We start from the raw sequence: 6139 nt of genomic DNA, 5'->3' as shown, positions 1-6139 counted from the left end.
GGAGCAAAATATTTATAGATAATAAAAAACAGTAGGGGGAAAAGCTCCAGAGGAGCGGTATATTTTACCGCCTCTTCTAAAGTATACTATCTGTTTTTAGAGAGTAATTCAAAAGCTATAGTTTTTTGAAATATCATATTAATCTAAAAGTCTTTCTGAGTTAGCTTTATTTTTAATGAGTATGTTAGGTTGAGTCAGAGTTAAAATTCTAGTTTAATCAGTTTCCAGCTATGGGGCTGAGCGAAGTCGAAGCTATTTTTAGTTCCATAAGCCTTCGACTCCGCTCAGGGTGACATCGCGGTTGTCCGAAGTTTTTATTGACTTTGTTTTATTCCGAATGTGCCGATAAATATATTAGAACTAAAAACCCAACAACTTTCGTCATTGGGTTAGTCTATATTCTTTGTTCTTTCTTCTATTTTCTAAAATAAAAATCTAGTCGTTCAATTTCAAAACAGCCATAAACGCCTCTTGTGGAATCTCAACGTTTCCTACCTGACGCATACGTTTTTTACCTTTTTTCTGTTTTTCAAGAAGTTTACGCTTACGAGAGATATCTCCACCATAACATTTTGCGGTAACGTCTTTACGAAGTGCTTTAATGGTTTCACGAGCGATAATCTTCGCACCAATCGCTGCCTGAATCGGAATGTCGAATTGTTGTCTTGGGATCAATTCACGCAATTTCTCGGTCATTTTTTTACCGATGTTGTAAGCGTTGTCTTCGTGAATCAAAGCAGAAAGTGCGTCAACCGTTTGAGCATTCAGAAGAACATCCAGTTTTACCAGTTTTGAAGTTCTCATTCCGATAGGAGAGTAGTCAAAAGAAGCATACCCTTTAGAAACTGTTTTTAAACGATCGTAAAAATCGAATACAATTTCGGCCAATGGCATGTCAAAATTCAGCTCAACACGTTCTGTTGTCAAATACGTTTGATTGGTAATCTGACCACGTTTTTCGATACACAAACTCATTACGTTTCCAACGAAATCGGCTTTTGTAATGATGGTTGCTTTTATAAAAGGTTCTTCAACTCTGTCTAGTTTTGAAGGTTCAGGTAAATCTGATGGATTGTTTACAACCAATGGCGTTTCAGGATGTTTTTTGGTATACGCCAAATACGAAACGTTAGGTACAGTAGTGATAACCGTCATGTCGAACTCACGCTCTAAGCGCTCCTGAATAATTTCCATGTGAAGCATCCCTAAGAATCCGCAACGGAAACCAAAGCCTAAAGCAGCAGAACTTTCGGGAGCAAAAACTAATGAAGCATCGTTCAATTGTAATTTTTCCATAGAAGAACGTAAATCTTCATAATCTTCTGTGTCTACAGGGTAAATTCCGGCGAAAACCATTGGTTTTACATCCTCGAAACCTGTAATCATATTCGTAGTTGGCACTTTTGCGTCGGTAATGGTGTCACCCACTTTTACTTCGCGTGCTTCTTTAATTCCTGAAATCAAATAACCAACATCTCCTGCAGAAACCACAGTTTTAGGAACCTGATTTAATTTTAAGGTTCCAATTTCATCAGCAAAATATTCATTGTCCGTAGCCATGAATTTAATTTTTTGCCCTTTTTTGATTTCTCCGTTTACTACTCTAAAGATAACTTCAATTCCACGGAACGGGTTGTAAACCGAGTCAAAAATCAATGCCTGTAATGGTTCGTCAGGATTTCCTTTTGGAGCCGGGATTTTTTCGATAATGGCTGCTAAAATATTCTCAACACCAAAACCTGTTTTTCCGGAAGCATGGATAATATCTTCTAATTTACATCCTAATAAATCAATAATATCGTCGCTAACTTCTTCAGGATTGGCACTAGGTAAATCTACCTTGTTCAAAACCGGAATAATCTCAAGATCATTCTCTAAAGCCAAATATAAGTTGGAAATAGTTTGTGCCTGGATACTTTGCGCTGCATCAACAATCAAAAGAGCACCTTCGCAGGCTGCAATAGATCGTGAAACTTCATATGAAAAGTCGACGTGACCGGGAGTGTCAATTAAGTTTAAGATATATTCTTCTCCTTTGTAAGTGTATTCCATTTGAATGGCATGACTCTTAATGGTAATTCCACGCTCACGCTCCAGATCCATGTTGTCAAGCAATTGTGCTTTTTCTTCACGAGCTGTAACGGTTTGTGTAGCGCCCAATAAGCGGTCTGCCAGTGTACTTTTACCGTGGTCAATGTGTGCAATAATGCAAAAGTTACGTATCTTCTTCATTTTAATATGTCAATTCTCTAAACGAGTTTAAGTAATTTCCGGGTCTAAATCTGCACTGTAGCGATTGCCTTAGAGCATGTTAATAAACCGCAAAGATAGCGCAAAGTTTTGGATTCTGGAATGTTGATCTTCGATAGTTGAATACGGAATTTTAAAATAGTTTTTAAAACGTTAAAATACGTCGTGATTTTCTTTAAAAAGAGAGGAGAAATAAAACCCGACAGGTTTAAAAAAACTGTCGGGTTTAGTGTAATTAACTAAATCATTCTAACTTTAAATTATAACCCAGTTGAAAGTATAGTGGAATCAGTGGTTCTGTTTTAAAATCTTGCGTAATTACTTTTCCCAGTCGTAAAGTAAGGTCACTTCGGCGAAAGGAATATCCGGCTTGTATGCCATAGTTGAAATTGCCTCCGGTTGACGGTTCATACCAGCCATTTTTCACATCGGGATAGACTTCTTTATAAATTGCCGAATTTTTAAAATGAGTAGCAATCGCTTTGTCAAAACCAAATTCTCCAGCGGCAAACCATTTTGGTTTGTAATAGCCAATAATCGCAGTCGCATCGGCGCCAAAGTTTTGTAAGGTGACTAACGGATTTTCGTATCGGCGATAAATTCCGTGAATGGCGGCATTAAAACGGAAATGATTTATTTGGTAAAAATTAATTTGCCCGCCAATTTTACTTTTAAAATCATCCAATACTGTTTCGCCTGATGGTAAGGAAAAAGATGCTTCGACTACAATTGGCAGTTTGGTTTTGAGATGGTAACCGTAAGCAAGTCCGTAAACAAAACTATGTTCCCAGCCGGCATTTATATTTAGAATGTGTTTTTGATTCTCTTTAAGATTTTCCCAGTTTAAGGTTTGAGAGTAGGTTTTGCCTATGAAAATAGAGAAGATAAAGATGCTGATTAATAATATTGTTTTCATCATGGGATTATTTTAGATCGTTTAAATAGTTCAGTACAAAAGGATGCACATTTTCCCATTTGAAGTAGATCATCTCGTGTCCGGTACCTTTTACTTCGGCTATGGCGGTATTAGGAAAAAAGGCAGCTTCTTTTTGGGCGAAGGCTAAACCATAGGAATGATTTAATTCGCCATACAAAAACAGGACTTTCGTTTTGTACTGACTTAGATTTGTAGTAAAATCAAAACCTTCATTTTCGGCAATGTCGGCTAAACTTTCTAAAACGGTTGTTCCGATTCGCCAAAATGGGGATGGTCCTGAAATACCTTCCTTGTTGCCTTTCGCATAAGAGAAACCTGAAGAAACTCCCAGTTTATAGTCCAGAATTTCGTGCTGGTTTTCTTTTCCTGTTAAAAATTGATCGATATACAATAAATTGCTGGTGGCCTCAGAGAATAATTTTATTTTACGACTCATTTCTCCGTAATCGTCTAATAGTTTTTTGTTTAGTCCGCCCGGTTCTGCCAAAATAACCCCATTGATGGCCATTGGGTATTGGTTGACATAAGCCGCGGCGAGCATAGCACCCCAGGAATGTCCGAAAAGAAATATCTTTTGAGTGGGTGTTTTACGGTAATATTTTATGACTTCAGAGAGATCGTCGATCATCAATTGAATGGAGTACGTATTTTTGTCATGTCTTTTGGATAATCCGGAGCCTCTTTGATCGTAGAAGATCACATAATAACCTTCGTCGGCGAGTTGTTTTACATTCAGACCATTTCTGTAATCGGATCCCGGACCACCATGCAGGAAAACGAGCATTGGGTTGTTGGGATTTCCGAAAGCCTCGGAGTGCAGCTGCGTTCCGTTTACAAAAATAGAAGCGATAGAGGCATCCTGATCGACAGTTTTGGGAACTAAATTTCCAAGTCCCTGAATGTCGTTTTCATTTTCGCATCCAATAAAAAAGAAAATTGAAACAGCGATTACGGCTGAGTAAAGTACTTTGGTTTTCATTGCATAAATTGGTTTAAATTTCTGCAAAGATGCGCTGTGGTGCTATGCTGGTCGCCCCAACTTGTAAGGTGGTTCCAGTTTATAATTCAAAAACCCGACAGGTTTTTAAAATCTGTCGGGTTTAAGATGAAAGTTATTTTAAATATTCAGATGGAGAAACGCCGGTTGCTTTTTTGAAGTTTCGGTTGAAAGCTGTTTTCGAATTAAAACCACATTCTAATGCGACAGACAGGAAGGTGAATTTTTGATTTTCGGGTAAAAGAATGGTTCTTTTAAATTCTTCAACACGTTGAGAGTTGATGTAATCATAGAAGTTTTTCTGTTCTGCCGAGTTGATGACCTGCGAAAGTGTATTGGGATGAACGCTTATCCTCTGGGCCAGCTCGGTTAAAGTTAAATCGGCATTTTTGTAGAGTTTTTCATCATTCATGAGTTGCGTCAGTCTTTGATGGATAACCATAAGTTCTGAAGAAGTAAGTCCTGATTTCTCGTATTTAATTTTTTCAGATGTATTTTCGGTGTCAACGCTTTCAAATGTTAAAGTCTCAGAATGATTGTTTTCGGAAAGCGGCTGATTGGTGAAAATTCCAACTTGTTTGACGCCAAAATATCCAATAAAGATCAAATAGAAAACGACAACCGAAAAAATATACTGATCGTCAGAAAAAATGATTACGAGCCAGATGATACCGGATCCAATAATTAGATATCGCAGCCAGGTCAGGTTGATTCGTTCGGTATGCGAAAATTGATTGTTGATGTTCTTGCGATGTTTTATGAGTTTTTGCAAGGAAAGTAAAGGATAAATAATTCCCGAAAATACGATTGCAGCATACAAAATAGATATTAGGGTTTCGTAGCCTTTGCCTTTGTTTTTAAAAACGGCTGCTTTTTCTTCGAAAGACAAATTATAAAACGGAATCAGTACCAGAATGGCAACTAGAAAAGGAATAAAATGTAAAAGATTAAACTTTTTATAGCGATTTTGGTTCGTTAAAGCCGAAGTGTATAAAAATAAAAAGGGTCCCTGAACTAAAGGCATTGGAAGTTCTAAACCCAGTAAAAAGGGAAAGTCGCTATAGTCATTTTTGTAATGAAGATAGAACAGGAATAAATGAAAGCCGGTAAAAAACAGCCAGAGTGCCAGAATCTTGTCGGCCTCAGTTTTGTTCCTTTTGCTTGCCAGTACAACAACCAGAAAAAAGGTGATTATAATGCCGGTTAAATACAACATACAGGTCTGGGGTATAAATTAAATCGGTTGTTAAAATATCGACCAAGATAATTTATTTTACTCAATTGTCTGCCGTTGAGGTGTTTTGCAAAGATTAATTTTTTTATAATCTGTTAGGCTTAGTAGTGAGGTTATTATTCCTCTTTAGAAGTTTCAGTATGATGGTTTTTAAATTCCCCATACCATTTTTCGACAGAAGGATAAACAAATGCGGCTACCTTTTTAATCGGATTGTAAAAAATAGAATGATCTAAGGTTTCTTTTTTAGCAAAAGTATTATTGAAATTGATTTTCTCAAAAAGAGCGATAAAAATACTGATGATCAAAATGGTTTTTAAGATTCTGAAAAAGCCTCCGCCCAGTTTATTGGGTAATCCCAAAAAGGCAAAATCGGCAATTCCGGTAAGGATTTTAGCTAAGAAGTAAATGCCAATTACCACTAAAATAAAAGTGAGAATAAAAGCAGTGATCTGTATTGTATTAGGATTCCAGGAAACATGTTTCATGATCAATTCTTTCATAAAAGAAGAGAATTTAATCGCAATATAAATTCCCAACAATAAAGAAATGAAAGAAGCAACTTCTACAAAAAGTCCGTTTTTAATTCCTTTATATAAACTAAAAGCTAAAAGAGCGGCCACAATTATATCAAAAAAACTCATATTTTGGTGTGTTTAAAAAAGCGCAAAGATATACTTTTTTAGGTTCGGAGGTTCAGAGTGGCAAAGCTTCAGCCGTT

General features: G+C 36.7%; 5 protein-coding genes. All 5 read right to left on the bottom strand.

What is annotated here, in order from left to right; all coding sequences use genetic code 11:
- Positions 1 to 435: 435 nt before the first annotated feature.
- The gene (lepA, locus tag B0A80_RS12435; RefSeq protein ID WP_017497407.1) at positions 436 to 2232 is read right to left on the bottom strand and encodes a translation elongation factor 4; all 1797 of its coding nucleotides are present in this window, start codon (positions 2230 to 2232) and stop codon (positions 436 to 438) included.
- A gap of 262 nt (positions 2233 to 2494) precedes the next feature.
- Positions 2495 to 3166 (bottom strand): hypothetical protein, encoded by a 672-nt coding sequence (locus B0A80_RS12430; protein WP_089077470.1) that lies wholly within the window; start codon positions 3164 to 3166, stop codon positions 2495 to 2497.
- Between the two features lie 7 nt (positions 3167 to 3173).
- Positions 3174 to 4166 (bottom strand): alpha/beta hydrolase, encoded by a 993-nt coding sequence (locus B0A80_RS12425; protein WP_089077469.1) that lies wholly within the window; start codon positions 4164 to 4166, stop codon positions 3174 to 3176.
- Positions 4167 to 4299: 133 nt separating this feature from the next.
- Positions 4300 to 5400, bottom strand: a complete 1101-nt coding sequence (locus B0A80_RS12420) for a helix-turn-helix domain-containing protein (RefSeq protein ID WP_089077468.1) — start codon at positions 5398 to 5400, stop codon at positions 4300 to 4302.
- Between the two features lie 134 nt (positions 5401 to 5534).
- Positions 5535 to 6062, bottom strand: coding sequence for a CvpA family protein (locus B0A80_RS12415; RefSeq protein ID WP_089077467.1), 528 nt, complete (start codon positions 6060 to 6062; stop codon positions 5535 to 5537).
- Between the last annotated feature and the right edge of the window lie 77 nt (positions 6063 to 6139).

This window comes from Flavobacterium tructae (assembly GCF_002217475.1).
In the GTDB taxonomy this organism is placed as follows: Bacteria; Bacteroidota; Bacteroidia; order Flavobacteriales; family Flavobacteriaceae; genus Flavobacterium; species Flavobacterium tructae.
This window is presented reverse-complemented; position numbering and strand designations above follow the sequence as displayed.